This window comes from Sphingomonas sp., assembly GCF_051962185.1.
In the GTDB taxonomy this organism is placed as follows: Bacteria; Pseudomonadota; Alphaproteobacteria; order Sphingomonadales; family Sphingomonadaceae; genus Sphingomonas.
Genome location: NZ_JBQCCN010000317.1, coordinates 1 through 2,661, shown reverse-complemented (window position 1 = coordinate 2,661; position 2,661 = coordinate 1). Strand labels below are relative to the sequence as shown.

The following is a 2,661-nucleotide window of genomic DNA, read 5'->3' as shown; positions in this document are numbered from 1 at the left end:
TCGCTGGTCCAATTCCCGGGCTGCGACGCGACGACGACGTATTTGGCACCGGCACCGTCGAGCGCGGCGCGGAAACCTCGTGCGCGCTGCTCGACTTCGGGGAAGCCCGCCGCGCCTTCGATCACGGCGATGCGCGCCGGCCGCCCCCGCGGCAACCAGCGCAACGCCAGCGTTCCTGCCGCCTTCCCCGCCGCCACCTCGTCCTGCGAGGCGAGCGCGACGAGCCCGGGATAGACGTCCTCGACCGACCGCGTCTTGGGATCGCCGACCAACGCCGCAACCGCCGCGATCGGCACATGCTGCGCATTGGCGCGGCGCACCCATCCTTGCGCGACCACGGAATCGAGCGGCATCACCGCGATCCCCGCGACATGCTGCGCGATCAGATCGTCGATGTCGTTGGCCTGTTTCTGGACGTCACCCTTGGCGTCGAGCACCACCGCCGTCGCACCGGCCCGCGCCGCCGCGTCGTCGAACCCCTTGGCGATCGCCGCGGCGAACGGATAGCTCAGCCCGACCGTCGACAGGCCATAGCGCGGCCCGCCGGCCTTGCCGCTGGCGACCACGTCCGCGTCGGCCCGCGCGGCTTGCCGCACGCCGACCAGCGACGCCGCCGCGACGACCGCCACCGCGACGCAAAGCGCTATCGGGATCGGGCGCAGGCGCATCGATCAGGCGGCCGGGCGGCGCGCGACGAGATAGAGATGCTCGCACGCCAGCACGGTCTCGCCGCGCTGGTTGCGGATATCGACCGCTTCGGTGACGACGCCGTGTGAGGCCCGCTTGGGATGATCGCGCTTGTCGGCGATCCGCGTGATCGTGGTGATCGTGTCGCCGATATGGACCGGGCGGATGAAGCGCAGCCGGTCATAGCCGTACGACATCGCATGCGGATTGATCGTCGTCGCGGTCAGCCCGATGCCGATCGAGAAGATCATCGTGCCGTGCGCGATGCGCTGGCCGATCTCCTGCGTCGCGCACCATTCGGCGTCCATGTGATGCGGGAAGAAGTCGCCGGTATGCCCGGCATGGACGACGAAATCGGTCTCGGTGATGGTGCGGCCGAAGCTCCTGCGCTCCGCGCCGACCTCATAGTCCTCGAAATATTGCTCGACGATCATTGACTGAGTTCCCGGTCGATGGACGCGCGGTCGGCCCCGAGCCGGGGCGCCGCGCGCGGAGAAGTGAGGATCGCGCCGTCGACGCGGATCGGGCAGCGAGTCAGCGTCAGCGCGGCACCGTCGGGCGAACGCACCTGCTGCGTCGCGTGCAAGGCGCCGAACGCCGGCTCGGCCATCAGCGCGGGCCAGTCGAGCACCGGCGCCGCCCAGATCCCGGCGGGCTCGAGCAGGGCCAGCCAATCCATGGTGGCGCGTGTCGCGAGATGACCGCGGATCAGCGCCTTGATCGCGTCACGGTCGGCGAACCAGCGATCCGCCGGGAAATCCGCCAGCGCCGGCAGGTCGATCACGGCCCCAAGCCGATCGACCGGCGTCATCGCCAGCGCGAGATAGCCGTCCGCGGTCGCGTAGATACCGTAGGGCGCCGCGAGATAGACATTGCCGTTGGCGATTTCGCTGCGCGCCGGCATCGCCTCGTCGCGATTGAGATGAACTGAGAGATGCTCGAACTGCAGGTCGATCGCGGTCTCGATCAGGCTGACGTCGACGCGCCCGCCCTTCCCCGTCGTGCCACGCCGCACGAGCAAAGCGAGAATGCCCTGACAGAGTTGCGCGCCCGCCATCATGTCGGTGATCGACAGGCCGGCCGGCACCGGCGCGCCGTCGCGATCGCCCGACAGCCAGGCGATGCCCGACAGCGACTGGACCAGCAGATCCTGCCCCGGCCGATCGCGCCACGGCCCGTCCGGGCCATAGCCGCTCACCCCGGCATAGATCAGCCGCGGATTGAGCGCGGCAACCTGGTCCCAGCCCAGCCCAAGGCGGTCCATGATGCCGGGCCGGAAATTGTGGATCAGTACGTCGGCGCGCGCGATCAGCGCCTTGACCGCGGCAAGGTCGCGCTCGCCCTTGAGGTCGGCGGCGTAGCTCTGCTTGCCGCGATTGATCGCGTGGAACAGCGCGCTGTCCTGGTCGAACCGCATGTCGGCGAGGAACAGCGAGCGGCTGGCATCGCCGCCGTCGGGCCGCTCGACCTTGATCACCCGCGCGCCGAGATCGGCGAGCCGCAGCGCGCAGGACGGCCCGGCGAGGAACTGGCTGAAGTCGAGTACGGTGATGCCATCGAGCGGCAATGCGCCGGGCGCTTCGTTTCCGCCTTGGCCCTGCACCACCGCCTCCACCAATCAGCTCCTAAAAAGTATGACTATATTATCTATTACGACCTGCTATTGGCCGCTGTATGACGAGTCAACCGTTTCCCCGACGGCTGGCGATCAAATGATGGAGAAGGCGCGAGCATGCGCGGGATGACCTGGAACCATTCGCGCGGTTACGATCCGCTGGTCGCGGCGTCGGCGGAGTGGAAAAAGATGACGGGCCAGACGATCGACTGGGATCAGCGGTCGCTGCAGGATTTCGAGAGCTATCCGGTCGAGGATCTCGCGCGCCGCTATGACCTGATCGTGATCGACCATCCGCATGTCGGGCAAGTCGCGAACAGCGGCTGCCTGTTGCCGCTCGACGACGCGATCGATGCCAC

General features: G+C 68.3%; 3 protein-coding genes and 1 pseudogene. 1 reads left to right on the top strand and 3 read right to left on the bottom strand.

Annotation, left to right across the window (positions count from 1 at the left end):
- The 3 genes from ACTHJR_RS19255 to ACTHJR_RS19245 all read right to left on the bottom strand — a co-directional run.
- Positions 1-668, bottom strand: a 668-nt coding sequence (locus ACTHJR_RS19255) for a sugar ABC transporter substrate-binding protein (RefSeq protein WP_440525041.1), incomplete at its 3' end; no start/stop codon positions are given.
- 3 nt (positions 669-671) lie between these two features.
- Positions 672-1,121, bottom strand: a complete 450-nt coding sequence (locus tag ACTHJR_RS19250) for a MaoC family dehydratase (protein ID WP_440525040.1) — start codon at positions 1,119-1,121, stop codon at positions 672-674.
- Positions 1,118-2,302 carry a CaiB/BaiF CoA transferase family protein gene (locus ACTHJR_RS19245; RefSeq protein ID WP_440525039.1) on the bottom strand — a complete coding sequence of 395 codons (1,185 nt, stop codon included), beginning with the start codon at positions 2,300-2,302 and terminating at the stop codon, positions 1,118-1,120. Before ACTHJR_RS19245 ends, ACTHJR_RS19250 begins: the two co-directional genes overlap by 4 nt.
- A gap of 117 nt (positions 2,303-2,419) precedes the next feature.
- Here ACTHJR_RS19245 and ACTHJR_RS19240 point away from each other — a divergent pair.
- A pseudogene (locus tag ACTHJR_RS19240) lies at positions 2,420-2,661 on the top strand (carbohydrate ABC transporter substrate-binding protein); the annotation flags it as partial.